Source organism: Aureibaculum luteum (assembly GCF_003449015.1).
In the GTDB taxonomy this organism is placed as follows: Bacteria; Bacteroidota; Bacteroidia; order Flavobacteriales; family Flavobacteriaceae; genus Aureibaculum; species Aureibaculum luteum.
This window is the reverse complement of the sequence record NZ_QRGD01000001.1, coordinates 239071-265558: the sequence shown is the minus strand read 5'-3', so window position 1 is coordinate 265558 and position 26488 is coordinate 239071. Positions and strand designations below refer to the sequence as shown.

Sequence of the window (26488 nt, the reverse complement as noted above, 5' to 3'; positions counted from 1 at the left end):
ATATTTGTTATAGGATTACATTATTTATGTCTAAGAAAAATTTCGATTATTTCCTTTCTGTAGCAATTATATTGCTGGTTTGCGTTGATGGATTCTCTCAAGAAAAGGAGTTTTGGTCAAAAGTTTCAGCAATAGATAAAACGGAACAATTCATTGATGCCAAAACTGAATCAACGAAATTCGAACTTTTTTCCTTAGATCTTGAAAAGTTGAAAGAGACACTTCAATTTAATACAAAATCTAATAAAGCAACTCAAACTGTTACGTTTCCAGATGCAGAAGGAAATCTTATTAAATTTAACGTTAAAGAAAGTTCAATCTTAGATGCCGAACTAGCTAAGAAATTTCCAGCTATAAAGTCATATCGTGGACATGCAGTTGATGATAAATCTACAAGTGTACACTTTACAACGAGTTCATTAGGTATGTATGCTATGATCTTGTCACCGGAAAAAGGAACAATGTATATTGATCCATATACTAAAAATAGAAAGAAATATAGTGTATACTATAAAAAGGATGTTATCAACGATAAGTCATTTGAGTGTTCAGCAATTGAAGACGAAATTACTAAAGTTAAGAGTGTTGCTAAAAAAAGTTCATCATCTGATTTAAAACTACGAACTTTTAGATTAGCAATTGCAGCCACTGAAGAATATTCGACTTTTCATGTTGATGCTGCTGGAGTTGGTACTGGAAGTACAAGGATGGATTCTATTAGTGCTGTGCTTTCTGCCATAGTAGTAACCATGAATAGAGTAAACCCAATTTTTGAACGTGATGTGGCTTTAACCATGCAGTTAGTGGCTAATAATGATCAGATTATTTATTTAGAGACCGATCCAGGAACTGATCCATATACCAATGATAATGGTTCAGCCATGTTAATTCAAAACCAAAATAACTTAAATAGTAGTATCGGTTCTGCTAATTATGATATAGGGCATGTTTTTAGCACGGGGGGTGGTGGTGTTGCCAATCTCGCTTCGGTTTGTGATACTGATAAAGCGAAAGGCGTAACGGGTTCTAGTCTCCCTGTGGGTAATAGTTTTGATATTGATTATGTAGCTCATGAAATGGGGCATCAATTTGGTGCAAACCATACTTTTAATGGTACTGCAGGTAATTGTGCAAATGGAAATAGAAATAATGCCACTGCCGTAGAGCCAGGAAGTGGATCTACTTTAATGGGGTATGCTGGTATATGCGGTCCTCAACAAAATATTCAAAGCAATAGTGATAGTTACTTTAATATTGTGAGTATTAATGAAATATATGATAACTTAATTAACGGGGTGTCACAATGTGCGGCTGTTTCTAATTTTGTGTTTAATTTGAATGTACCAACTGTAAATGCAGGAAGTGATTATGTTATTCCAAAATCTACACCTTTTGTTTTAAGAGGTCAAGGAGCAGATTTAGATGGTGATGCTTTGACTTATGATTGGGAGCAGATTGATAACGAAGTTAGTGGAATTTCAATTCCGCCAACCTCTACACAAACCGTTGGAGCAATATTTCGTTCGTTTCCACCAACTCTAGAGGAAGACAGGTATTTCCCGAATATACAAACTATAGCATCTGCTAGCACTTCTACTTGGGAAGTTTTACCAAGTGTTTCAAGAACTATGGAATTTGCATTAACGGTTAGAGATAATGTTGTTGGAGAAGGTAAGGCCGTTTCAGATAATACTACAATTACTGTAAATGATGTTGCCGGCCCATTTCTTGTCACTTCACAAAATACAACAGGGGTTTCATGGACTGAAAATGATAGTGAAATTATTACTTGGGATGTTGCTGGTACAGATGGTAATGGAATAAATGAAAGTCATGTTAGTATTTTATTATCCTTAGATGGTGGCCTCACCTTTCCAACAGTGTTGGTTGCCAATACTCCTAATGATGGTAGTGAAAGTATTATTGTTCCAAACACACCATCACCTAATGTTAGAATAATGGTGCAGGCCGTAGCTAATATTTTCTTTGCGATTAATAATGAAAATATTTCTATTGGGTCTTTTCAAACTTCTTGTACAACATTTCAATCGACTAATATTCCAAAGACGATTCCTGATGCAAATACAGCGGGAGTGGTTTCTACAATAAATGTACCTAGTAATTTTTTGGTTTCCGATGTCAATGTATCCTTAAATATTTCGCATTCATGGTTGTGGGATTTACAGATTTTTTTAAAAGCACCTAATGGAACAGAGATTTTGATTTATGATAGAACTTGCGGTTCTTCAGGGCAGCAAAGACAGAGTATTAATGCTACTTTTGATGATGAGGCAATTTCATTTGCGTGTAATAATGCTTCACCAGCAATTTCTGGAATTACGAAGTCTGAAAATTTATTATCTGCCTTTAATGGAATATCATCAATAGGAACATGGCAGTTAAAAGTTGTAGATAATTCTCATGGAGATGTTGGTGTGCTAAATGACTGGTCTATAGAATTATGTCAAACAAATCAAACGGTTAGTGTTGATGATTATGAATTTAATGATCTTAATATTTATCCAAATCCTTTTAATAATCAAATCCAATTATCGTTTCAAACTGATTCTTTTGAAGACGTGTTAATTTCATTATTTGATGTTACGGGTAGGCGAATTTTAACAAAGAAATATACAAGTCAAGCTTCCTCTTTTAATAAGTCATTAAAATTCAATGATATATCTTCAGGGGTATATATATTAAAAATACAAAAAGGAAAATTTGGAACTTCAAAAAAGATTATAAAATATTGATTTAATAATAATTAACACGAAATAATCTGAATTTCGTAATGCTTTTCATGGATTTATTATGCGTGCATTGTAAATTTATTCGAAAAATATTGTATTTTGCGACAATATTAACTCAAATTGATTGTATTATGAACAAATATTTTGCTCTTGCATTTACTTTATTGTTTGTCACTTTAATTGGGGCCCAAACTGTGGTTTCAGGAAAAGTAACAGATTCGAATGGCGATCCGGTTCCGGGTGCTAGTATTATTGTAGTAGGTACCACTATTGGTACAGCTACTGATTTTGATGGTCTCTACAATTTAAAAGTAGATCAATCACCACCATTTTCTATTCAAGCTAGTTTTTTAGGTTTAGAGTTAGTTACTGCTGAAGTCACTATGGCAACTCAGACGTTGGATTTTATGCTTAATGAAAGTAATCAACTTGATGAAGTTGTGATTTCTGCCTCTAGAACACCAGAGCGTATTCTTGAATCTCCAGTTACTATTGAACGTATGGATGCTAGAGATATTAAAAACACATCTTCAGAAAGTTTTTATAATGGATTAGAAAATATGAAAGGTGTAGATGTTAGTACGAGTAGTTTAACTTTTAAGTCTATTAATACTAGAGGTTTTGCTACATTCGCTAATACTCGTTTTATGCAGCTGGTAGATGGAATGGATAACTCTTCACCTGCTTTAAATTTTGCATTGGGTAATTTACTTGGTATGTCTGAATTAGACATTAATACTGTTGAGTTATTACCAGGAGCATCTTCTGCATTATACGGTGCAAATGCTTTTAATGGTGTACTTTTTATGACTAGTAAAAGTCCTTTTGATGATGCTGGTATAAGTACTTATTTTAAAACGGGACTTACCATGCAAGATGCTGCCGGAGATAATCCGTATTATGATCTTGGAATTAGAGCCGCATATAAATTTAGTGAAAAGTTTGCTGCTAAGGCAACATTATCTTATTTACAAGGTACTGAATGGTATGCTACTGATTATAATCAATATATTGATGCCGGAGCTGGTAATCCGGATGATATAATTTCAAATGTTGGGAATGCTACATCATTTGATCAAGCAAATATTTATGGTGATGAAGTTGCTGTACCAATTGATTTTGAAGCTGCTGCTTTGGGGGCAGGTTTTCCTGCTTCAGTTGCGTCTGCTTTAGGTCAGCAAACTATCTCTAGAACTGGTTATAAAGAATCAGACTTAACCGATTACGAAGCGGAAAGTATTAAGGCTAGTTTTGCTTTCCATTACAGGCCTTTTGCAAATGATTTAGAAATGATCTATAATGCAAAATTCGGAATAGGAAACACTATCTATCAAGGTGCGAACAGATACAATATCAATAATTTCTTTATGCAACAACATAAAATTGAAATTAGAAATGATAACTTTTTTATTAGAGGTTACGTTACTGATGAAGATGCTGGAGATTCTTATGATATGAGGTTTGCGGGTATTAATATGAACAAAGCAAATGCAAACCAATGGTTTGGTGCTTATGCTCAAACGTTTTTAGGTGCTATTGCACAGGGGTCAACACAAGATGCTGCACATGCAGGTGCTAGACAGTTTGCTGATGCCAATGTTACTTTGCAACCTGGAACTCCTGAGTTTAAAGCTCAATTAGATGCTATTACTTCAGATCCAGATTTAAATACTGGAGCCAGATTTCAAGATCAAACAAAATTGTATCATGCAGATGGAAATTATAATTTTCATAAAGCAATTGATTTTGCTGAAATACAAATTGGTGGTTCATACAGGCAATATGTTTTGAATTCTAATGGTACTATATTTACTGATTATGATGGTCCAATTCATTATGACGAATATGGAGCTTATATGCAAGTACAGAAAAAGTTAATTGATGATAGGCTGAAACTTACAGGATCAGTTAGATATGACAAAGCACAAAATTTTGATGGAAATATTTCTCCAAGAATTTCTATTTCTTACTCATTAGGTGAGGGTAAAACGAGGAATTTAAGATTTTCATATCAAACAGGATTTAGAAACCCAACTACACAAGATCAATACATTGGTTTAGATGCGGGTCAGGCAATTTTAATTGGTTCTGCTCCTGATAATCTAGATAGATATACTTCTAAACCATTAGATAATAGTCCAACAGCTCAATTCTTAGGCTTTCCTGCAACAGTTGAATTATCAGGAAGGGCTGCATATGAAAACGCATTTACATTGGCGTCGTTACAAGCTTTTGGAGCAAGTGCAGCTCAAGGTACACCTAATCCAGCCTTATTAGAGGTTGCTGATTTTGCTTATGTAAAACCAGAAAGAGTTCAAGCTTTTGAATTAGGTTATAGAGCTGGTTTTGGTAAGTTAATGTTAGATGCTAGTGCTTACTATAATATATATCAAGACTTTATCGGTAATAAAACAGTAGTTTCACCTCATTACGGAAGTGTGAACTTAGCTTCAGACATTACCAATTTACCACCTGAATTAGGAGGTCCGATTCCAACTGCTTTAATAGCTATTGGTAACGGAGATTACCAACCATTTCAAGTGTATACGAATTCAGAAGCAGATATTTCATCATATGGTGCTACTATAGGAATCAATACTAAAGTGTTTAGTACTTTTGATTTTGGTATTAACTATACGTTTGCTAAATTTGATTTTGATCAAGATACAGATCCTGATTATGAAGCTGGATTTAATACTCCTGAGCATAAGGTGAAAGTTGGTTTTGGAAATACAAGTCTATTTAAAAACTTTGGTTTTAAAGTTGACTATAGATGGAGTGATGAGTATTTATGGGAATCATCTTTTGCAGATGCTATGATAGATGCTAGAAGCGTTGTAGATGCTCAAATTAACTATTCTGTTCCTCGTATGAAATCAACATTTAAATTAGGTGGAACTAATATTGGAGGAAAAGAATTTAGAGCTGCTCCTGGTACAGGATCACTAGGTTCTATGTATTATGTTTCTTGGGTAATTAATTTGTAATAATTAAGAAAGAATTTTAAAAACCTCACTTTTTAGTGAGGTTTTTTTTTAGTATCTAATAAGTACTGATAATCATAGTGCTATGATTTAAAAATTATTTAAAAAAACACTTTTAGAATAAGTATAAATAATTTACCTTTGCACTTCGTAAAAACGAGAATATATTGCATTCCATATATTGGGTTAATTAATTGCAATAATTTCGAATTAAATTGAAACCAAAATAATTATAAATAATGGCTAAAGTTACAGGTAAAGTTGCTCAAATTATTGGTCCAGTAATAGATGTTGAATTTTTGACTGAATCTGACCTTCCTAGAATTCATGATTCTTTAGAGATTCACAGAAAAGACGGTTCAATACTAGTACTAGAAGTTGAACAACATGTTGGACAAGATACTGTTCGTTGTATTGCAATGGATTCTACTGATGGTTTAAGTAGAGGTTATGAAGTTGTTGCAACGGGTAATCCTATTCAAATGCCTATTGGTGATGATATTTATGGACGATTGTTTAATGTAACTGGAAATGCTATTGACGGATTAGGTGATTTACCTAAAGATGGAAAAAACGGTTTGTCTATTCACCGTAATGCACCAAAATTTGATGAATTATCAACTTCAACAGAAGTTTTATTTACAGGTATCAAAGTAATTGATTTAATTGAACCTTATGCAAAAGGGGGTAAGATTGGTTTATTTGGTGGAGCAGGAGTTGGTAAAACAGTATTGTTAATGGAGTTAATTAATAATATTGCTAAAGGACATGGTGGACTTTCAGTTTTTGCCGGAGTAGGTGAAAGAACGAGAGAAGGAAATGATTTACTACGTGAGATGTTAGAGTCTGGCATTATTAAATATGGTGATGACTTTATGCATTCTATGGAAGAAGGCGGATGGGATTTATCTAAAGTAGATAAAAAAGGCATGAGAGAATCAAAAGCGACTTTCGTTTTTGGACAAATGAACGAACCACCTGGAGCACGTGCACGTGTTGCCTTATCAGGTTTAACCATTGCTGAATATTTCCGTGATGGAGCAGGAGATGGTCAGGGAAAAGATGTACTTTTCTTTGTAGATAATATTTTCCGTTTTACACAAGCGGGTTCTGAGGTTTCGGCTTTATTAGGTCGTATGCCATCGGCGGTAGGTTATCAACCAACCTTAGCTACTGAAATGGGAGCTATGCAAGAGCGTATTACTTCAACAAAAACAGGTTCTATTACTTCTGTACAAGCGGTATATGTACCTGCAGATGATTTAACAGATCCAGCACCAGCAACAACATTTGCTCACTTAGATGCAACTACAGTACTTTCTCGTAAAATTTCTGAATTAGGTATTTACCCTGCAGTTGATCCGTTAGATTCTACATCAAGAATTTTAAATGTTGAGACGTTAGGTCAAGAACATTATGATTGTGCACAAAATGTAAAAGAATTATTACAACGTTATAAAGAATTACAAGATATCATCGCTATTTTAGGGATGGAAGAATTAAGTGAAGAAGATAAATTAGTTGTACATAGAGCACGTAGAACGCAACGATTCTTATCTCAACCTTTCCACGTAGCAGAACAGTTTACTGGTATTCCAGGTGTTTTAGTTGATATTAAAGATACTATAAAAGGTTTTAATATGATTATGGATGGTGAATTAGATCGTTTTCCAGAATCTGCTTTTAACCTAAAAGGTTCTATACAAGAAGCTATTGAAGCTGGTGAGAAAATGTTGGCAGAAGAAGCGTAGACTAAAGATCAAAACATCATGAAATTAGAAATAGTAAGTCCAGAAGCAGTTATATTTAATGCGAATGTTGATTCGGTATCTGTACCTGGAATTAATGGTGAATTTCAAATGCTTGAGAATCACGCACCAATCGTTTCTTTATTAATTGAAGGCGTTGTAAAAGTACATACACATACGCAAGATCATGAAGAGTTTAGCGATTTATCAGGAAAATTAACAAAGCATCCTGATGATGATAAAATTTTAGTATTTCCTATTAAATCAGGAACTATCGAATTGAAAGATAACAAAGTAATTATTTTAGCTGATTAAGTCAATTATCTAAAATTATAATATTCTAATAAAATTTTAAAACCTCAATGATTAATTCGTTGAGGTTTTTTATTAGCCTACCCCTCAATACCTCTAAATATTCAAGTTTTTTTTAACTATCAGCAGATGTAAAGTCCAAACGTTTATTGTTCAATTTTTATTCATTAAACTGAAAATAGTAAAGGAGGTTTATTATTTCTATGAACGTTAACCGCTATTAATAACTATAATTTGTAAATTAAAAAGGAGCATAAAAATAATGTTTGTGTTAATTACTTTTTCTATGGTTACTATTATTATACAGTTTTTATAAACGCATGAATCCGCTTCTGATGAGTATAGCTTTCAGTTTATGTTAAAACATGCAATGAATTACCACGTAATACATGGAGTTTTTTAAAAGTTAGCAAATTTGAGCGAAGATGTGAAGAGGTAAAGGTTCTTTAACATCTTCTTGTTCAAGATATGTTAAACGTGCAGAAAGAGTTAAAGAATGGGCAGAAAAAACAAGATTCTAAGAAAGAATAATTTATAGTTTAGATATAATAAAAAATGCCGCTCGAATTTTGAGCGGCATTTTTTATTATAAATTTTTGTGTCTAAACACTACTTAAATAAATGCCTATAGATATCATTACCATTAGCGAATAATAACAGTGCAATTAGAAAGATAAATCCTGCAATTTGGGCATATTCTAAAAATTTATCACTTGGCTTTCTTCCTGAAATCATTTCATACAATGTAAAGACTACATGACCTCCATCTAAAGCAGGTATTGGTAATAAGTTCATTACTCCTAACATTATAGATAAAAAGGCTGTAATACTTAAAAATGTTTGCCAATCCCAAGTTGATGGAAAAATACTCCCAATAGAGATGAATCCACCTAATCCTTTGTACGCACCAGTACTTGGATTAAAGATTTTTTTAAGTTGTTTTAAATAGCTCGAAAACGTTGTCCAAGCCTTATTCATACCAGCGGGTATAGCTTCAACAAAAGTGTACGTTTTGGTTTCAAATTGATAATACCCTAATTTTTCCATATCACTTTGAGGCATCATCGCAAGTTGTACACCAATTTTTCCATCATTATCTAATGTTACATCAATATCTTCTGTACTGTTGTCTCGTTTAACAGTTAGCGTAACTTTTTCATTTTTATGTTTACTGAATTCAGCATCAACTTCATCAAAGTATTTGATAGGGTTTTTATTAATAGCTACAACAATATCTTTCGCTTTTAATCCACTATTTGCATTTTGTAAGGTGTCAATTACCTTACCTATAAAAAAAGGTATTCTCGGCGATAAGAAATTAGCATCTTCTTTTTCTCCATCAACTAATTTAGAGATGAAATCAACAGGTATGTCTTTTTCAATAACTTCACCATCTCTTTCTATTGTATATGAATTACCGTTTATAAAACCAATAAAAAGATCTCTAAATTTTTCAACTTTCTCTCCATCAATAGTAAGTACTTTATCTCCTGTTTTAACGCCTAATTCTTCACCCAATTCGTTTTGTACCCAAACGCCATCTGTTAAATTTTCATTAGGTAAATATTGCTCACCCCAAATGTTCATCATTAGAATGTATATAAAGATTCCCAATAGAAAATTCACCGTAACACCACCTAACATAATAATTAAACGTTGCCAAGCTGGTTTGGAACGGAATTCCCATGGTTTAGGTTCTTCCTGCATTTGTTCGGTATCCATGCTTTCATCAATCATACCAGATATTTTTACATATCCACCAAGAGGTATCCATCCTATACCATAGACAGTTTCACCAATTTTCTTTTTAAAAATTGAGAACTTATAATCAAAAAATAAATAGAATTTTTCGACTCGTGTTTTAAATATTTTTGCCGGTATATAGTGCCCTAGTTCGTGTAGTACTATTAAAATAGATAAACTAAGAATAAATTGTGATACCTTAATAAAAATCTCCATCTGCTATATTATCGTTTTAAAAATCAGTTTGCAAATGTAAGGTTTTATAACCAATTACATAAAAAGGGCATTTTAAAATGTTTGTTAAAAATAAGTAGAGGCGTTGTTACTTGATGACTATGATAATTATATAAAAAAAGTATTCTGATAATTTAATATATAATTATAAATTTTAGAATGTAGATATTTTATTCCTCTTTTAAAATGGTCTTATGTAAAACACCTTGATTGGTTTCAATTTTAACTAAATGTATACCGAAAGAAAGCGGCTTTAAATTAATTGCCAATAAAGGGTTGCTTTCTTCTAATACCAATTTACCTAACATATTGTAGATAGATACTTTCTCTACAATTGCATCACTAGTATTTTGAATATTTAATGCGTTCTTAGCAGGGTTTGGGTATATTGAAATGTTAGTACTTAGAATTTCTTGATCTACACCGTTTTTCACAGTATTGTTTTTACTAATTATATGGTGTTCCGGATCAACTTCAACGGTATCAATTTTAAAAGGTAATTTACCTGTAAAACTTTGTTTGTTTTCAGACAGCTTAAGTCTTATTATTTGAGAATCACCATTATCATTACTAACTTTAATCGGAATTGGCATTTCAAAAAATGTCACTGATGGGTCTGATTGCATTTGAGATGCAACGATAGTTATTTCATTCGTTTTTCCATTTTGAAACCAACTTATTTCGTAGGAAGGATAGCCCTTACCAACAGTCCAGTCATTAAAGAAGTCAGATAAATCTTCACCTGTTTGCCCTTCTAAAGAGTGTTGAAAATCTTTAATTGAAGCTGTTGATTTGTTGTCATTAATTTCTAATAAATACGCGTCAATACCATTTATATAGTTTTCATCACCTAGCTTATAGTTGAGCATATGCAAAACCATGGCAGTTTTTAAAAAACTTGGTTCTCGATAACTTTCTGATGTAATTTTTTCAATAGTTGTTTTTCGCCAATTGGGATCTTTCGTTTCTATATTTATAGCAACGTCATCTTCAGGAATTGAAATCAGTTCCTGTAAATACGCATCATGTATATTCAAATTTTCTTGGCTGAATAAAAAACATGAAAAAATTAATAGAATTAGGGGTAATTTTTTCTTCATAAGCAATAACTTTGCATAGGATAGGGGAAATGCAAAGGCACCCCAAATATATAAAAAAAATGCTATGGATTTATCATTCTTTAAAAAATCATTTCCATCAGTTCTCAGAATTGGCGTTTTATTTATAGTACTTGTCATTATTGGGTACTTTTTAATGGTTCCCAAAAAGAGATTACCAGTTTATAATCCTGCCGATGTAAATCCACGATTAGTTGACGATTCTGTAAAGCATATTAAATACAATCATAAAATATCTAATTTCCATTTAACAAATCAAAATGGAGTAACAATTACAGAACATGATTATAAAGATAAAATTTATGTAGCTGACTTCTTTTTTACGAGATGCCAAAGTATTTGTCCTATAATGACAACAAATATGGTAGATCTTCAAACCTTTTTTAAAAATGATAGTACAGTGAAATTTTTGTCACATTCTGTAACACCTATAATTGATAGTATACCAATTTTAAGAGCTTATGCGGATAAAAAAGGAGTGATTGATGGTAAGTGGAATCTGGTTACTGGAGACAAAAAACAAATTTATAATTTGGCAAGAAAGTCATATTTTGCAGTACTAGATGAAGGCGATGGAGGTGAACAGGATTTTATTCACACGGAGCAATTTATCTTAATTGATAAAAAAAGACAGATAAGGGGCTTCTATGATGGAACCAACAAAGAAGAAATTCAACAAATTATAAAGGATATTCAATTATTAAAGAAAAATAATTGACATATGTAAAAGATCATTTGTTTTTAATGACAATTATCATATTGATTTATTAAAAATTGTGTATTTTCGCACAGTATTTATAATCAATCTAAATAAAAATTGAGTACTACTTTAGCAGATCTTATTGTCGGAGAAATTGGAATTATTGATGATATTCCAATTGATAGCGTTCCTTTAAAGCTATTGGAAATGGGCTGCTTACCAGGTAAACAGGTGGAGTTGATGCAAATTGCACCTTTAAAAGATCCTTTATATATTAAAGTAAATGGTAGTCATTTGGCAATTAGAAAAGAAACAGCTTCACTTATAAAAGTTACCAAAATTAAAAATTTATGCGACATTCTGAAGTCATAAATGTAGCTTTAGTAGGGAATCCTAATACTGGTAAATCCCTTTTATTTAATCAGTTAACAGGTTTAAATCAAAAGGTAAGCAATTATCCGGGTGTAACTGTAGAAAAAAAAACAGGAACATCTAAGATGCAAGGAGAAGTTTTTGCTAAGATTACTGACCTACCTGGTACCTATAGTATAAACCCTTCAAGTTTAGATGAAAATATTGTTTTACAAACATTTATAGGTATTGATAAAAAAAATTATCCTGATGTTGTTGTCGTGGTTGCTGATGTTGAGAATTTGAAGCGTAATTTGTTTTTGTTCAGCCAAATTAAAGATTTAGAAATTCCTGCAATTTTGGTTATCAACATGTCCGATCGCATGGAAAAGAGAGGTATTTCCATTGATATTGAATTGCTTAAAAAGGAATTGAAATCAGAAGTAGTACTAATTAGTGCTCGTAAAAGATTGGGAATTGGAAAAGTAAAACGTGCAATAATCAACTATAAAGAGGCGAATACATTAAAAATTGCAGATATAGCTGATAGAATAGATGCACAGTTTTTTAAAGAATTAAAAGAAAAATTTAATGATACTTCTTTATATAAAGCTTGGCTTTTAGTAACACAAAGCCATAACCTTACTTCAGTACCTCCTAAATTTATAGACCGTATTGAGAGTTTTAAAGCTGACAAGGTAAAATTCAATAAAATGCAGAATAAGGAAACGATTCTGCGGTATCAGTACATTAATCACATACTTAAAAAAACATATACAACTGATGCTGAAAAAGCAACGGGTATGCGTCATAAAATTGATAAAGTACTTACCCATAAAATTTTTGGTTATTTAATTTTTGCTTTTATATTATTACTGATTTTTCAATCAATTTTTGATTGGGCTACCGTTCCGATGGATTTAATAGACTCCACTTTTGCCAATTTAAGTGAATGGACGAAGAATCAATTACCGGAAGGTGTATTTAGTAATTTATTAGTTGAAGGTATTATTCCTGGTATTGGAGGTATAGTTATTTTTATACCCCAGATAGCCATATTATTTTTATTCATTGCAATTCTTGAAGAAACGGGCTATATGAGTAGGGTTGTTTTTTTAATGGATAAGATTATGCGTCGTTTTGGTATGAGTGGTAAAAGTGTTGTACCATTAGTTTCTGGTACTGCGTGTGCAATTCCGGCAATAATGGCTGCACGAAATATTGAAGGGTGGAAAGAACGTTTAGTAACTATTTTGGTTACACCATTTACAACATGCTCTGCTCGTTTACCTGTTTATGCTATTTTAATTGCCTTAATAATACCACAACAAAGAATTTTGGGTATTTTTAGCTTACAAGGTTTGGCATTAATGTCATTGTATCTATTGGGCTTTACGTCTGCTATTGCATCAGGATGGTTATTAAATAAAACGTTAAAAGTAAAAGGTAAAAGTTTCTTTATAATTGAAATGCCTGCCTATAAAATACCTTCATTAAAAAATATAGTATTTACTGTTTTAGAAAAAACAAAAGCATTTGTGTTTGGTGCTGGTAAAATCATTTTAGCAATTTCTATTATATTATGGTTCTTAGCTTCTAATGGTCCAGCTTCTTTTGATAATGCTGAAGAAATTGTTAAGAGTAAAGTGGAAAACAAGCAATTGAATAAAGATGAATTAGAAAAGCATATTGCGACCTATAAGTTAGAAAATTCATATATAGGTATTGCAGGTAAGGCTATTGAACCCGCTATAAAACCCTTAGGTTACGATTGGAAAATTGGAATTGCCTTAATTACCTCATTTGCTGCCAGAGAGGTTTTTGTAAGTACTTTGGCAACTATTTACAGCGTAGAAGATAATGAGAATACCAACACGATTAAGGAACGCATGGGGGCAGAAATAAACCAGGATACTGGAAAAAAACGTTTCAATTTCCCCGTAGGAATGTCGTTATTGGTTTTTTATGCTTTTGCCATGCAATGTGTAAGTACCTTGGCTATTGTAAAAAGAGAAACAAATAGTTGGAAATGGCCATTGCTACAGCTTTTCGGCATGACGGCCTTGGCTTATTTGGCTTCTTTTATTACCTTTACTGTATTAAGTTAAAAATTATGATTCAATCTGTTTTAGTATATATATTTCTTGCTTTAGCTATATCCTTTTTGATAAAAAAATACTTTTTTAAATCAAAAAAGAAATCAGGCTGTAAAAGTGATTGTGGCTGTTAAATTTTTGACAACACAACTTTCTCTGATTGTTTACTTATCATTTGTTTATAAAATTCTTTTATAGCTCCATAATTTTGAGATGCGATAATAGATGTTTTCATATGTAATACAGACGATATTTGAAGATTATTACCTGTTATTTTACACAAAAATGTATATGAACCGTTGTCTTCTGGTGTCGAATACGCTATACTTTCTGGCATTGATTCTACTTTATACCCTTCAGGTAGTTTTAGTGTAATATTAAATTTTTCTTGAAAAGGTGTACCAAAATCTATAGGAAATTGTCTCACATCTAATTTGAATGGGTTTTCTTTTTCTGTGTGAAAAAATAAAGGCGTGAAATAGATTTTATCACCAATAATTTCTACTTGATTATCACTTTCAAAATCAAATTGATAGGAGATTGGTTTGTAAATATCATTTTTATTGTTGGCTTTAAATTCGCTAATTTCAATATTATCATTGTCTTTTTCAAACTTCGCTATCAAATCATTTTCACTTGTGTTATTCTGATTAGCTCTAGTTTTTAGAGCAAGTAAGTTATTATAACTAGACCTTTCAGTACCTATTAAAATACCTTCATCATCTATTTCAGCCATAACATATACCATCTCTTTAGCTTCTTCAATAGGAAATAGACTGACTTCATTTGAACTACCATCTTCTCTTACTAAACGGCCGTTCCAATTTAAATCTCTAAGAGGGAGTACGTTAGGTGTGCTATATTTTTCAGTAGCATCAAGTAATACAATCCCGTTAGACGTTTCAACACCTGCAATTACATAATTAAATCCTTCTTGAGTCGGGAAAAAAGGGATTCCATGATCACGAGTACTTATTAATACAGGGTTCGCTTTTAAATTAGCTTCTCTCAACATGGCTACTAAAGTTAAATTAATTTCTGCAACATTACCAACGCCTTCTTTGTACGCTTTTCTCACACCATCATTGGTGTATTTAGAAGTGAAATCATTCCATTTAATCTTTGATTTTACAAATGCAAAGATCTTATTGATTTTTTCATTTTCAGGAGCAGTTAGATTAATTAATGCTGCTAAATCGTCTTTGAAATATGATTTTTTATCGAGCTGTCCACCAAAATTACTGCTTTCATAAATGGTTTTAGTAACATCTTCCCAAGTCGTGTTATAGAATTTCATCTGTGAATTTGGAAATTGAGTACTTGTTAATTCAAATTTTAATGCCGTAATATAATTATTAATATTATTAACATAAGGTTCTTCTTTTAGTGGGGGTACATTTTTTAATGTACATTCAATTATATTCGTTTGGTAGTCTACTTTACTTTGGCTGAACGATGCCGCTCCGTTACCATTCCGTTCTTTGTTGTTAAATGTAATAGAAGATCGTTTAGAATCACGCACTAAATCAACGGGGTAATAACCTTTCATTACATTTTTAAAAACAAAATACTCAGGTGTCTCAACTTTTGATTCTATATATTTAATAGGTATAAAAGACTGTAGTTCCATATCGTCTATACGTGAATAATAAGGGGAAGTAATTGTATAGTCCCATTCTACAATGCAGCCTTCTGTTAAATTGGGCATTGTAAATTTTGAACGTTTCCAATATTTATTTACATTTTCAACAAAAATATCTTTATTGCTAAGCTTCGTTTTTTCAATTTTTCCATTTGTTAAGTTAAAGGTGTTGGCTTTAATAGAAACTTTTTCATCATCACTACCTTGGTATAGAGAAATGCTTTTAGTAGCCCAATCATAACCATCCTTATTATATATTTTAATACGTTCATGAATGTCTGTAACTAAGTAAAAACCCTCTCCTTGAGAATACTCAATATGTGACCTTCTTTTTTTAAACAATATTGCGGCATTGGCAGAAGAATCTAAAGGGTAAAGTTTTTCAGTTAACTCTTCTTTAGTTGCTTTTCCTAATTTAGTGTCTTGTGCTATAATAGGTAAACTTAATAGCATTACTAGTGCGGTAATAATTAATTTTTTCATAATTTAATCTTTGTATTATCCCTATTAATGATGTTATGGAGTTGCTTTTGTAAGCACAACTTTTGACTTGTCTTGCTTGGCAATACTCTTTCTGAAATCTCTGTAAGCTTTATATTCTTTAGCTTTATAGTTGCCACTCTTTAACCTAAATATTCGACTATATTTTAATTCTTTTTTGTTAATTTTTTGAATGCTCAATTCATAGCTCCCGAATTTATTATCAATTTTTATATTGTTAGGTAAGGCTTCAATATTGAAATTTTCAGGTAATGTTATTTTAAATTCGTCCGTATCAATAAAACCACGTGATATTTCAAAGGGAAGTTTTCGGTTTCGATAACGTTTAGGTACTTCTAATGCTCGATTAAAAGCATTTATAGTAAACAACATTCGGTCACCACTGAAAGATGCATATTTCGAGGCGGTGAGCTCAATATTTTCATTAAATATTACACTATCTTTATTGTTTGAGAAGTCATACTTTTTTATGGTCATATTATTAATATATGACCAATAGTTAGACTTGTAATATTTTTCTATATCTCTTTGGTTATTTTTTTCGATTCTAAAATGGTTGTTATATTGTATTCCTCTTGAGGCTATTTTAACATTAGCTTCTAAATTACCGTCTATATTAATGGAATAATTTGAGAGAGTGTGTTTAAGGCTTTCCTCAATTTTATAGGTGCCAGTATTTTTAATTTCACCACCCTCTGGTGTAATTACTAATACATTTCTGTCATCTGTGAATGTACCTTTATAGCCAAATGGCTTAATTTGACTAGTACATTCTAACCAAACATCTCCATTTTCTGTAGGTATATTTAATATAACATGATTACCTTGCATAGAGAAAATTTCTTTCTCTACGTTTCTTTTTTCTTCACCAGCCCAAATTACTGAGTAATTTGATTTTACACCAACGGCGTCGAGTAATGTTTTGGTGTAATTGGTTAAGCCTTTACAATCACCGTAGCTTAGTCTGTCAACATCGTCGGCTTTCATCGGTTTCCAACCTCCAATTCCTTCTTGAATACTAATATATCTTGTTTTTTTTTGAACAAAATCATAAATAATTTTAGCTTTCTCAATATCGCTAGTTGCATTTTTCACCAGGTTATTTACTTTTATTTTGGTGGCTTCATTTATTTTATCTTTACCATTGTATAAATAATCATATCTCCATTTTCCAAAATCTTTCCAGTTATTTGCACTTCCATCTGCACCTTCTAAATGATATTTATTAGATGATACCATTACCCAAGGCATAATGTTAAAATAATAAGGTGCTAAATCTTCATATTTAATTGCAGGTGAGTTATTGATTTCATAACTAATAGTGGTTGGTTTCTCCGATTTTATAATGTTAAAATTTTCAAAGTTTTTTTCTAATTTTTGAATTTTTATTTCATTAGGAAAAACAATTTGATAACTACTTTTAACAATGCCTTGGTAGTAACTATAAGGAAACCACTTCGGTATATGTGCAGTATTTACTGACTCTATTTCATATTCATAAGAAATTGTATATGGATATGTAGTTGGAACATAGTCGTAATAAATAAGTCTGCCATCATTAAATAGTGAAATACCATCAGCGGCACTTCTATCTATAAAATCGCGTTTTTTTATGTCTTTAATTTCAACACCTAACGCATTATATACATAAGCTCTTACATTTTTTATGTTGTTAGAGGAGTCGTAATGAATTACAATTTCAGAATTATGATTCCCAAGTTTATTAAGAACAGTAACTGTTTCTCTGTGAGTTACAATCATTTTTTTTGATGATTCTAATACTATTTTAGTACTTGAATTCCGTACGACAGAATTAGCATTTTGTTTTAAACTATCTGGAATAGTTAAAATACTTACGTCAAAATCTTGTGAATAAATAAATTGAATGGAAAATAAGGTTACAAGAAGAAGTAACTTTTTAAAAGACATAATGTAGTGTTTAGCATGGGTTGTTGATACACAAATATATCAAACTTATACCTAAAACGTTACAATTTTTATAATATTTTATATTTTATTTTCAGTATCTATAACAATAGTTACGGGTCCGTCATTCAATAAGTTTATTTTCATATCTGCACCAAAAATGCCGGTCCCAACTTTTTTGCCAAACTCTTTTTCCGTTACAGAAATGAATTGATTGTACAAAGGTATTGCAACTTCAGGCTTTGCTGCTTTAATATAAGAAGGTCTATTTCCCTTTTTTGTGCTTGCTAAGAGCGTAAATTGGCTAACTAGAATAAGTTCTCCATCTATTCCAATAAGAGATTTGTTCATAACATCATTTTCGTCATTGAAAATTCTAAGATTCAATACTTTTTTGGACAACCAATCAATGTCATCTTTGGTGTCATTTTCTGTGATGCCTAATAAGACCAATAGTCCATTATTAATAGAAGAAATTATGTTGTTATCAACGCTTACAGAGGCATAACTTACTCTTTGAATTACAGCTTTCACTTTTTACTTAAATTTATTTTTTTTTTAGTTTTTCAGCTCTCTTACCCATATGTTTCTAAAACTTGGCTTACTTCCATCATTATGATCCTGTAATTGTAGGGGAGCCTTTCCATGAGGTTCGTTGGTTGGCCAACCGATATAGGCTACTGCTCCTTGAATTTCAAAGTGATCTTGAATTAAAACTCCATTATGTAAAACAGTCATTGTTCCAGATTTTATTTTTTCACCACCAGCATCAAATTCTGGAGCATGAAAAATAATGTCGTAACTGTTCCATTCTCCTGTGGGAACGGCAGCATTTACCGCCGGAATAGATTGCTTGTAAATGGCTCCAACCTGTCCGTTGACATAAGTGTCGTTATCGTTATTGTCTAATATCTGTACTTCGTATCGCTGTTGAATGAAAACACCACTATTGGCTCTAGATTGGCCTTTACCTAAAATTTCAGTAGGCGATTTCCATTCTAGATGTAACTGGATACTTCCAAAATTGCGTTTGGTTTGTAATGTGCCAGAACCACTGTTTACGGTCATACTTCCATCTTTATTTACAATCCATTTGGCAGCGGTAGAATCTTCTGCTACAATCCATTCGTCTAGATTTTTACCATTAAATAAAACAATAGCATCAGAAGGGACATTATTTTCACCGAGGTTTACTTTTGGAGGTTTAGGTTCCCAAATTTCAGTTTCTTCTGGTTTTGTAGGCTCTTTTTCTTGATTAGAAATGTTACTAATAGTATCAAGGGGTGATTCAGATACGTCATTTGATTTTACTGTTTCCTTACATCCGAAAAAAGACAGAACAACAACTGAAAGAATTAATTTTTTAATCATTATATTTTTTTAATTTTTATATTTCTGAACCATACTTTGTTGCCATGGTCTTGCAAGCCTAAATATCCATTATGTATTTTACCGAAATTTGCCCAATTTTTAAATTTTGAGTTGGCAATCATTTCGTCCCATTTTTCTCCTTGTAGTGTAAAAGTAGCAACTAGAGTTCCATTTAGTGTAGAAGAACCTTCATTGGTATTATGATTTATTTTGATAACGGCTGTATTCCATTCTCCGGCCGGGTGCACTACTTTGGAAGTTGGTGAAACTAAATCATATAACGCCCCTGCTTGATGACTTGTGCCAGCCTTTGCATCTGGGTGTCTTTCATCATCTAAAACTTGAACTTCTAATGCAGATTCATAAATTTTGGCATTTTTATCTTCTAAAACACCCCAAAAAATTCCGCTATTACCAGCTTCAGATATTTTCCAATCTATTGATAATTCGAAATTTTCAAATTTTTCTTTAGTAATAATATCTTGACCTTCGCCATTGCCTGGTGTAAAAGCCAAGGTATTTTCCTCTATCGACCATCCAGAGGGGACGGTGTCCATTAAATATCCTCGCCATGCATCTAAAGAGCTGCCATCAAAAAGAACTATCCAATCATTATTCGTTTCATTATCTAAAACGGTTTCAGTTTCTTCCGCAGAGGCTGTTTCTTTTTTGTCATTTTTACACGATGAAAAAGTTAAAACGGCAAGTAAGAGTATTGTTATTTTTTTCATTGTACTTATTTATAATTCATATTTAATGATGCATTTATTAAATGCCCAATATTTTTTTTAATTTTTCTTTGTCAATATCTGCTCCAGCAAAATCATCAAAAGCTTTCTCTGTGGCTTCTATAATATGATTATTAATAAAAACAGCACCTTCTTTAGCCCCTTGTTCAGGACTTTTAATGCAACATTCCCATTCCATTACCGCCCAAACATCACATCCGTATTGCGTAAGTTTTGAGAAAATTGTTTTAAAATCTATTTGACCATCGCCGAGAGAACGATATCTGCCGGCTCTGTCTACCCAATTATTATATCCGCCAAAGGCTCCTTTTTTACCCGTTGGATTAAATTCAGAATCTTTTACATGAAAAGATTTTATGAATTCATGATAATGATCTATATATGCTAAATAATCCAGTTGCTGTAGTACAAAATGTGAGGGGTCATATAAAATATTAACACGTTTATGATTGCCGGTAGCTTTTAAAAAGCGTTCAAAAGTGTCGCCGTCATGCAGGTCTTCTCCTGGGTGAATTTCATAGCAAACATCTACACCATTTTCGTCATAAACATCTAAAATAGGTAACCAACGCTTTGCTAATTCTTCAAATCCCATTTCTACTAATCCTGGAGGTCTTTGAGGCCAAGGATGCATCGTATGCCAAAGTAAAGATCCTGAAAAAGTAGCATGAGTATTCAAACCTAAATGTTTACTCGCAATGGCTGCGTTTTTAACCGTTTGTACCGCCCATTCAGTCCTTGCTTTCGGATTGTTTTTTACCTTATCTGGTGCAAAACCATCAAACATAATATCATAGGCAGGGTGTACGGCAACCAATTGTCCTTGTAAATGCGTAGAGAGTTCCGTAATTTCTAAACCGTAACTATTAATTTTGCCTTTTAATTCATCACAATAAGTTTTACTTTCTGCAGCTTTATCAATATCAATTAACCTAGTTTCCCAAGTGGGAATTTGTATGCCTTTATATCCTAAATCGCTTGCCCATTTACATAAACCATCTAAAGAATTAAACGGAGCAGTGTCGCCCATAAATTGAGCTAAGAATACTGCAGGTCCTTTTATTGTTTTCATTTTTTAATTTTAATTATTTGATCAAATTTACCCAACTATTTCCTTGTTGATGAGATTTTACAGTACTTTCTATAAAATTAAGTCCACGAACACCGTCATTCATTGTTGGAAATTCTCCTGAATTGTATTTCTCACCTCTAATTGCTCTGGCTACACCTAAATAAATGTTAGCCATAGCGTCAAAAATACCTTCTGGATGTCCAGGTGGTAATTTGGTGCCATCTAACGATAATTCAGAATTGTAAGCATGTCCAGGTTTATATATTTGCACGGGTTTATCATCACTCATAGCATATAAAAAATTAGGATTTTCTTGTTCCCATTTCAATGCTCCTTTGTCTCCGTAAACAGCAATGGTTAACCCATTTTCTTCGCCTGTTGCTATTTGACTAGAGCGAATAACACCTTTGGCATTACCTTCAAATCGCACTAAAACAGTGCCGTCAATATCCATTTTATTGTCTTCATATAAATAATTAAGGTCCGCTAAAATTGATTTTATTTGCAAGCCTGTTGTAAACTCAATCATATTAAAAGCGTGCACACCAATATCTCCCATGCAACAACTAATTCCAGATTTCTCAGGGTCTAATCGCCATGTGGAACCACGTTTTGATTTATCGTGAATAATTGGGTTAATCCAACCTTGGTAATACTGAGCATCTACTTTTTGAATTTTTCCAAGTGCACCAGATTTTATCATTTCACGCATTTGACGTGTCATTGGGTAACCTGTATATGTATGGGTAACCGCAAACACTAAATTAGATGTATCTAATAATTTTTGTAAAATTTTAGCTTCCTCATAGGTCGTTGTCATTGGCTTTTCACAGATCACATGAAAACCATTTTCCAACAATTTTTTCGCCATTGGAAAGTGTAAAAAGTTAGGTGTTAAAATAGAACACACCTGAATCCTTTCTTCTTTGGGTAGTTTTAACTCTTCCTCAACTAAAGTTTCAAAATCATTATAAATCCTGTTGGTGGGAATGTCTATTTCTTTAGCAAATTTTATGCTTTCACCAAGATCGGGATTAAACACAGCTCCCACAATTTCATAATTATCATTTATATGTGAGGCAATACGATGTAATACGCCGATTAAAGAATCACCGCCACCACCTAAAATTCCGAGTTTTATTTTTTTTGGCATTTAAAATTAATTTAATATAATTATTCTTTTATTGTTTTTGTTTTTCTGTTTTTCATATAAATGAAAAGCCCAATAAAGGCAGCGATTAAAATTGCAGGTAATATAGACATGGTTCTAAGTGCTTCATGTGCACTAGCTTCGTCCATTAATTTTCCCATAATTGGCAATACAATGGATACAGATAGCATTCCTAAACCTCCCATAATAGATAAGCCTAAGGCCCCAGTTTCTGGTAAATATTCGGCAACAAATCCCAACATGGTAGGCCAGAAAAAAGTTACTCCAACGGCGAAAACGGCTGCTGCTGCAAAAATCATTCCTCCAGAAGTTATGGTAAGCAACCACAATCCGATAAAGGTGAAAATGGCAGAAAATAACAACATTCCTGATGGACTTAATTTATGAATTACTGGACCAGCAAATGCTCTTCCAAAAGCCATAATTCCATTAATAAATACTAATACTAATAAAGGTACCGTTCCAGACTCTTTTAAGAGTGATTCAATACGTTGTGTAGTACCTAATTCTGATGCTGCCGTAAGCATCATACACACTGCCATAAAAATGAATAAGGGTTTGCCAAGGCTTTTAAACATGTTACTAGTGCTCACGCCTAGTTGTACACGTTCAGTAACTGGGAATTTCTGTCCTAAAAACATAAAAGCATATATTACTAAAGGAATAAATAAAATCCCTACCATTACTTGCCAACTCAGCTCCATAACATCCATAACAAGCCATCCCATTACCCCACCAATCGCGATGCCGCCAGGAAACCAAACATGAAAACGATTTAACATTTTTGTCTTGTTTTCAGGGTACATCGATGCTATCATAGGGTTTAATGCGGCTTCAACCATTCCATTACCTATGCCAACAAATAAAGTGGCAATAAACAAAGAGGACATGTCTTTCGCCATTATAGTCCAAACAATTCCTATAGCATGCATAATAAATGCTATCCATGTTATCTTTTTAATCCCAATAATATCAACTAATGGACCTCCAAAAAGCATCGCTAACGTAAATCCCCAAAAAGCTGGTGTAAAAGCATATCCAATTTGTTCTAACGTTAAACCAACACCTTCTGGTCCAAAAACGGTTTCCAGTCTAGCTCTAATTGCAAAAGTCATGGCGGTTACTAATAAGGCCGTACACGAGGCGTAAAAAAGCCTTTTTTTATTTATTTCATTCATAATTTAGTTTGGGTTAATTATTTTAATTTTTTTGAAGCATTGATCAATAAATTTTTTGTGGCTTGTATACCTTCTTCTTCGCTTAGACGTTCACCTTCATATTCTATACCAATATAACCAGTATATCCAGCATCTTTAACTATTTGTAACAAGCGTTCATAGTCTAAAGTCGTTTCATTTCCATTAGCATCAAAATCGTAAGATTTTGCACTTACTGCTTTGGCATGTTTCATTAGTATTTCAGTGCCTTTATAATAATCAAACATATCAATACATTTTCCATCTTCTTTGGTAATACAAAAATTACCAAAATCAGGTAGCGTGCCACAGTTATCCATATTTATCTTCGTCATAACCTCACTTAATAAATCTGCGTTTGAAGATAAACCTCCATGGTTTTCTACAATCACTTCTATGTTTTTACTTGCCCCATATTTTGCTAAATTACCTAAGCCTTTAACAGAAGCTTCTATCCAAGCTTCTTTTTCAGTAGCTCCATTTAAATTTACACGGATGGCGTGACACCCTAAAAATGCCGCGGCATCAACCCATTTTTTGTGATTTTCAATAGCTTCGTTTCTTTCTTTTTCATTTGATGAAGCTAAATTTCCTTCTCCATCAACCATAATCAAAACGTTTTGAACACCATAGGTGGTACTTTTTGCTTTTAAAGAATCTTGAAGAGCTTCCATGCTCATCGTTTTTAACTGCTCATTATATAATTGAGTTACGTATTCAATACCGTCAAAACCTAATTCTTTGGCTTTTTTAGCAAAATCCATTGGGTCTAATGTTTTTTTATTTCGAATTGCTTTATTTAAAGACCATTGTGCTAATGATATTTTAAAAAAGGGTTCAGCCTCATTTACTTGAGCCGTTTCATCTTTATTTTCTGTTGTTGGAGTGGTTTTTTTACAAGATGTAATTGATGTTGTTATAAAGAACAATGCCGTCAATGTTAAAAATAAATTTTTATTCATAATTGTTTGGATGGTTTGATTTTTTCTGAATGATAAAATTACAAAAGTTTCATTAGAATATTAATAATTTGATTAAATTTAGACTTTAAAATTATTCAATACCTAATTTAATTGAGCTTTTTTTGTTAAGTAAAATGCCTTTAAAAGTTTAAAACCCAAAACATAATATGATAAAAGAAGATTATGATGCTATTGTAATAGGAACAGGAATTAGTGGTGGATGGGCCGCCAAAGAATTATGTGAAGGTGGGTTAAAGACATTAGTATTGGAACGTGGAAGAATGATTACTCATGTTGAAGATTACCCAACAATGAATGATGATCCTTGGGATATGGAGCTTCGTGGAAGTACAACACCTGAAGAGCAAAAAAGACAAGAAAAGCAGGGGAGAACAGGGTATACAACAAAAGCCGAAAGTAAACATTGGTTTGTCGATGATGTGAAGCATCCCTATAATGAAACAAAACGGTTCGATTGGATGCGTGGATATCATGTTGGTGGACGGTCTATAACTTGGGGACGGCAGAGTTATCGATTAAGTGATTTAGATTTTACAGCAAATATAAAAGATGGGCATGGTGTAGATTGGCCCATACGTTATAGCGATCTTTCACCATGGTATGATTATGTGGAACGGTATATTGGAGTTAGTGGTGAGAATCTTGGACTTTCACAATTGCCAGATGGTATTTTTAGTCCACCAATGGAATTGAATTGTGTTGAGGAAGAGTTTAAAGAAAAAATTGCAGGAAATTATATAGATAGACTCCTAACTATTGGGCGAGTTGCTCATATTACTGGCGATCATTCGCACGATGGAAGAACCAACTGTCAATTTAGAAACAGATGTATTAGAGGTTGCCCTTATGGAGGTTACTTTAGTAGCAATGCCTCAACTTTACCTGCCGCAGATATAACGGGTAATATGACGCTAAGGCCAAATTCTATTGTCCATGAAATTATATATGATACCGAGAAGAAAAAGGCTATAGGTGTTAAAGTTATTGATGCTGACACTAAAGAAACACAAGTTTTTAAAGCAGATATTATTTTTTGTTGTGCTTCGGCCATTGCTTCGGCATCTATCTTGATGCAGTCGAAATCAGAACGGTTTCCAAATGGGTTAGGTAATGACTCGGGAGAGTTAGGTCATAATATTATGGATCATCATTTAGGAGTAGGGGCTCGTGCAACTGTAGCGGGTTATGAAGATAAATATTATAAAGGAAGAAGACCAAATGGAATTTACATTCCGAGATTTAGAAATTTAGGAGATAAAAATACAGAAAGAAAAGATTTTTTAAGAGGATATGGTTATCAAGGTGGTGGTGGTAGATATGGAATTGCAGAACATGTGGCAGAATTGGGTTATGGAGCAGAATACAAGGAAGCGATGTTAAAACCTGGAGAATGGAAAATGAGCTTAGGCGGATTTGGAGAATGCTTGCCTTATCATGATAATAAAATGACTTTAGATTATGAAAAGTTAGACGATTGGGGGTTGCCAACGATTACTTTTGATGCTGAATGGAAAGAGAATGAATTGACCATGCGTGAAGACATGAAACAGCAGGCGGAAGAAATGCTCGAGAAAGCGGGTTTTAAAGATGTCAGTACGTTTGATTCAAGACATGCTCCCGGTATAGGAATTCACGAAATGGGTACGGCTAGAATGGGAAGAGATCCAAAAACATCGGTACTTAATGCTAATAATCAAATCCATACAGTACCCAATGTCTATGTTACAGACGGTGCATGTATGACATCTGCGGGCTGCCAAAACCCGTCGTTAACTTATATGGCAATAACAGCGAGAGCGGCTCAACATGCAGTAAAACAATTCAAATCGAAAAAAGCTTAA

19 protein-coding genes are annotated in these 26488 nt (G+C 32.7%); 8 read left to right on the top strand and 11 right to left on the bottom strand.

The features are described 5' to 3' along the window. Positions 1-26: 26 nt before the first annotated feature. The 4 genes from D3P13_RS01245 (at position 27) to D3P13_RS01230 (ending at position 7797) form a co-directional block, all read left to right on the top strand. Complete coding sequence (locus tag D3P13_RS01245; RefSeq protein WP_117879484.1) at positions 27-2753, top strand: zinc-dependent metalloprotease; 2727 nt, start codon at positions 27-29, stop codon at positions 2751-2753. Positions 2754-2881: 128 nt separating this feature from the next. Continuing rightward, positions 2882-5737, top strand: coding sequence for a TonB-dependent receptor domain-containing protein (locus D3P13_RS01240; protein WP_117879483.1), 2856 nt, complete (start codon positions 2882-2884; stop codon positions 5735-5737). 236 nt (positions 5738-5973) lie between these two features. Next, on the top strand, positions 5974-7485 hold the full coding sequence (atpD, locus tag D3P13_RS01235) for a F0F1 ATP synthase subunit beta (protein ID WP_117879482.1): 1512 nt from the start codon (positions 5974-5976) through the stop codon (positions 7483-7485). A gap of 18 nt (positions 7486-7503) precedes the next feature. Next, positions 7504-7797, top strand: a complete 294-nt coding sequence (locus tag D3P13_RS01230) for a F0F1 ATP synthase subunit epsilon (protein ID WP_117879481.1) — start codon at positions 7504-7506, stop codon at positions 7795-7797. Positions 7798-8403: 606 nt separating this feature from the next. Here D3P13_RS01230 and rseP read toward each other — a convergent pair. Then, the gene (rseP, locus tag D3P13_RS01225) at positions 8404-9753 is read right to left on the bottom strand and encodes an RIP metalloprotease RseP (RefSeq protein ID WP_117879480.1); all 1350 of its coding nucleotides are present in this window, start codon (positions 9751-9753) and stop codon (positions 8404-8406) included. Positions 9754-9941: 188 nt separating this feature from the next. Then, a complete protein-coding gene (locus D3P13_RS01220) occupies positions 9942-10871 on the bottom strand; it encodes a T9SS type A sorting domain-containing protein (protein WP_198679935.1) in 930 nt (309 codons plus the stop codon). Positions 10872-10935: 64 nt separating this feature from the next. On the opposite strand from D3P13_RS01220, the gene D3P13_RS01215 reads away from it, so the two are divergent. The 3 genes from D3P13_RS01215 to feoB all read left to right on the top strand — a co-directional run bounded on the left by D3P13_RS01215 (position 10936) and on the right by feoB (position 14048). Further along, entirely contained in the window at positions 10936-11607 is a 672-nt protein-coding gene (locus D3P13_RS01215; protein WP_117879478.1) for an SCO family protein, read from the top strand. 99 nt (positions 11608-11706) lie between these two features. Next, positions 11707-11961, top strand: coding sequence for a FeoA family protein (locus D3P13_RS01210; RefSeq protein WP_117879477.1), 255 nt, complete (start codon positions 11707-11709; stop codon positions 11959-11961). Further along, a complete protein-coding gene (feoB, locus tag D3P13_RS01205) occupies positions 11940-14048 on the top strand; it encodes a ferrous iron transport protein B (RefSeq protein WP_117879476.1) in 2109 nt (702 codons plus the stop codon). Before D3P13_RS01210 ends, feoB begins: the two co-directional genes overlap by 22 nt. 118 nt (positions 14049-14166) lie before the next feature. Here feoB and D3P13_RS01195 read toward each other — a convergent pair whose 3' ends face one another. The 9 genes from D3P13_RS01195 to D3P13_RS01155 form a co-directional block, all read right to left on the bottom strand. Beyond that, positions 14167-16161: a transglutaminase domain-containing protein gene (locus tag D3P13_RS01195; protein ID WP_117879475.1), complete on the bottom strand. Its 1995-nt coding sequence runs from the start codon at positions 16159-16161 to the stop codon at positions 14167-14169. Between the two features lie 33 nt (positions 16162-16194). Beyond that, positions 16195-18108 carry a DUF3857 domain-containing protein gene (locus D3P13_RS01190; RefSeq protein WP_117879474.1) on the bottom strand — a complete coding sequence of 638 codons (1914 nt, stop codon included), beginning with the start codon at positions 18106-18108 and terminating at the stop codon, positions 16195-16197. Between the two features lie 78 nt (positions 18109-18186). Continuing rightward, positions 18187-18639 (bottom strand): D-aminoacyl-tRNA deacylase, encoded by a 453-nt coding sequence (dtd, locus tag D3P13_RS01185; RefSeq protein WP_117879473.1) that lies wholly within the window; start codon positions 18637-18639, stop codon positions 18187-18189. Between the two features lie 24 nt (positions 18640-18663). After that, positions 18664-19476 (bottom strand): 3-keto-disaccharide hydrolase, encoded by an 813-nt coding sequence (locus tag D3P13_RS01180; RefSeq protein ID WP_117879472.1) that lies wholly within the window; start codon positions 19474-19476, stop codon positions 18664-18666. Beyond that, positions 19476-20207, bottom strand: coding sequence for a 3-keto-disaccharide hydrolase (locus D3P13_RS01175; protein ID WP_117879471.1), 732 nt, complete (start codon positions 20205-20207; stop codon positions 19476-19478). Before D3P13_RS01175 ends, D3P13_RS01180 begins: the two co-directional genes overlap by 1 nt. Before the next feature lie 37 nt (positions 20208-20244). Beyond that, positions 20245-21297 (bottom strand): sugar phosphate isomerase/epimerase family protein, encoded by a 1053-nt coding sequence (locus D3P13_RS01170; protein ID WP_117879470.1) that lies wholly within the window; start codon positions 21295-21297, stop codon positions 20245-20247. Between the two features lie 13 nt (positions 21298-21310). After that, complete coding sequence (locus tag D3P13_RS01165; protein WP_117879469.1) at positions 21311-22450, bottom strand: Gfo/Idh/MocA family protein; 1140 nt, start codon at positions 22448-22450, stop codon at positions 21311-21313. Between the two features lie 20 nt (positions 22451-22470). Next, positions 22471-23646: an MFS transporter gene (locus D3P13_RS01160; protein WP_117879468.1), complete on the bottom strand. Its 1176-nt coding sequence runs from the start codon at positions 23644-23646 to the stop codon at positions 22471-22473. Positions 23647-23663: 17 nt separating this feature from the next. Beyond that, complete coding sequence (locus D3P13_RS01155; RefSeq protein ID WP_117879467.1) at positions 23664-24626, bottom strand: sugar phosphate isomerase/epimerase family protein; 963 nt, start codon at positions 24624-24626, stop codon at positions 23664-23666. Between the two features lie 167 nt (positions 24627-24793). Between D3P13_RS01155 and D3P13_RS01150 the strand changes: the two genes are divergently transcribed. Continuing rightward, positions 24794-26488: a GMC oxidoreductase gene (locus D3P13_RS01150; RefSeq protein WP_117879466.1), complete on the top strand. Its 1695-nt coding sequence runs from the start codon at positions 24794-24796 to the stop codon at positions 26486-26488.

Bases quoted from the DNA above. Each gene is read 5' to 3' on its own strand.
- D3P13_RS01215 (WP_117879478.1), top strand. From the start codon at position 10,936: ATGGATTTATCATTCTTTAAAAAATCATTTCCATCAGTTCTCAGAATT.
- feoB (WP_117879476.1), top strand. From the start codon at position 11,940: ATGCGACATTCTGAAGTCATAAATGTAGCTTTAGTAGGGAATCCTAAT.
- D3P13_RS01245 (WP_117879484.1), top strand. From the start codon at position 27: ATGTCTAAGAAAAATTTCGATTATTTCCTTTCTGTAGCAATTATATTG.
- D3P13_RS01180 (WP_117879472.1), bottom strand. From the start codon at position 19,476: ATGATTAAAAAATTAATTCTTTCAGTTGTTGTTCTGTCTTTTTTCGGA.
- D3P13_RS01240 (WP_117879483.1), top strand. From the start codon at position 2,882: ATGAACAAATATTTTGCTCTTGCATTTACTTTATTGTTTGTCACTTTA.
- D3P13_RS01160 (WP_117879468.1), bottom strand. From the start codon at position 23,646: ATGAATGAAATAAATAAAAAAAGGCTTTTTTACGCCTCGTGTACGGCC.
- D3P13_RS01150 (WP_117879466.1), top strand. From the start codon at position 24,794: ATGATAAAAGAAGATTATGATGCTATTGTAATAGGAACAGGAATTAGT.
- D3P13_RS01155 (WP_117879467.1), bottom strand. From the start codon at position 24,626: ATGAATAAAAATTTATTTTTAACATTGACGGCATTGTTCTTTATAACA.
- atpD (WP_117879482.1), top strand. From the start codon at position 5,974: ATGGCTAAAGTTACAGGTAAAGTTGCTCAAATTATTGGTCCAGTAATA.
- D3P13_RS01175 (WP_117879471.1), bottom strand. From the start codon at position 20,207: ATGAAAAAAATAACAATACTCTTACTTGCCGTTTTAACTTTTTCATCG.
- D3P13_RS01230 (WP_117879481.1), top strand. From the start codon at position 7,504: ATGAAATTAGAAATAGTAAGTCCAGAAGCAGTTATATTTAATGCGAAT.
- D3P13_RS01190 (WP_117879474.1), bottom strand. From the start codon at position 18,108: ATGTCTTTTAAAAAGTTACTTCTTCTTGTAACCTTATTTTCCATTCAA.
- rseP (WP_117879480.1), bottom strand. From the start codon at position 9,753: ATGGAGATTTTTATTAAGGTATCACAATTTATTCTTAGTTTATCTATT.
- D3P13_RS01195 (WP_117879475.1), bottom strand. From the start codon at position 16,161: ATGAAAAAATTAATTATTACCGCACTAGTAATGCTATTAAGTTTACCT.
- D3P13_RS01165 (WP_117879469.1), bottom strand. From the start codon at position 22,450: ATGCCAAAAAAAATAAAACTCGGAATTTTAGGTGGTGGCGGTGATTCT.
- D3P13_RS01170 (WP_117879470.1), bottom strand. From the start codon at position 21,297: ATGAAAACAATAAAAGGACCTGCAGTATTCTTAGCTCAATTTATGGGC.
- D3P13_RS01220 (WP_198679935.1), bottom strand. From the start codon at position 10,871: ATGAAGAAAAAATTACCCCTAATTCTATTAATTTTTTCATGTTTTTTA.